We start from the raw sequence: 667 nt of genomic DNA, 5'->3' as shown, positions 1-667 counted from the left end.
CGCGGGCCCGCTACATATAGCTGTTTCACTGTATTTCACTNCNGCAGTCCTACCTGTACCGTATCCTATATAATCCTTCATGTCAAATAATATCTTTTATAATGATTCTAAACTGCGCTTGTCGCTTGCAGCTTGAGGCTTGTCGCTTGAAGCTTCAAGCTCGTTGCTTGAAGCTTGTGGCTTGAGGCCCGGACCAGGCGCACGCCCGCGCTCACCGTCGTGAGCTTCTGGGCTAATGGCCTGATCCGATTTATTACGCTTGCGTAATTCTTTATAATAGTTTGGGTGTTTGAATACGTGAGTCATTTTAATGTTTACCGTAACTTACGTTTCTTATATCACGGTCCCAGCATTGTCTACAATCTTTACATTCATTGCCTTGCTTCGACGCCGGGCAGCTGTGCTGGCCATCCGTAACAACTGTTGAAGTCCAGGGCCAGAAGGACGCCGGGCCCTGGTCTATCATATGGGAGCTAAAACGAATAACCAAATTTCTGGGCACTTCATTTACTTTGATATGTTTTAATATTTGAGCTTCACGGGTTGGCAACCAGTGCTTGGTCTCTGGCGTGCCTTTACATACTCTAAAAATATTCTTAAGATGGTCCAGTGACTGCAGGTCCCCGGAGTCATGCCACCTGAATTCTTTATGCGGTTTTATTAATTG

Annotated in this window: 2 protein-coding genes; both read right to left on the bottom strand. The window is 45.9% G+C overall.

Going from position 1 to position 667, the window contains the following annotated elements; genetic code table 11:
* Window positions 1-96: 96 nt before the first annotated feature.
* Window positions 97-306 carry a hypothetical protein gene (locus tag A3712_RS14415; protein WP_063524018.1) on the bottom strand — a complete coding sequence of 70 codons (210 nt, stop codon included), beginning with the start codon at window positions 304-306 and terminating at the stop codon, window positions 97-99.
* 1 nt (window position 307) lies between these two features.
* Window positions 308-661 (bottom strand): GP88 family protein, encoded by a 354-nt coding sequence (locus tag A3712_RS28895; protein ID WP_443083597.1) that lies wholly within the window; start codon window positions 659-661, stop codon window positions 308-310.
* Between the last annotated feature and the right edge of the window lie 6 nt (window positions 662-667).

The sequence above is a fragment of the Vibrio sp. HI00D65 genome (genome assembly GCF_001635455.1).
In the GTDB taxonomy this organism is placed as follows: domain Bacteria; phylum Pseudomonadota; class Gammaproteobacteria; order Enterobacterales; family Vibrionaceae; genus Vibrio.
This window is presented reverse-complemented; position numbering and strand designations above follow the sequence as displayed.

Coding starts and splice junctions, on each gene's coding strand:
- A3712_RS14415 (WP_063524018.1), bottom strand. CDS start 306: ATGACTCACGTATTCAAACACCCAAACTATTATAAAGAATTACGCAAG.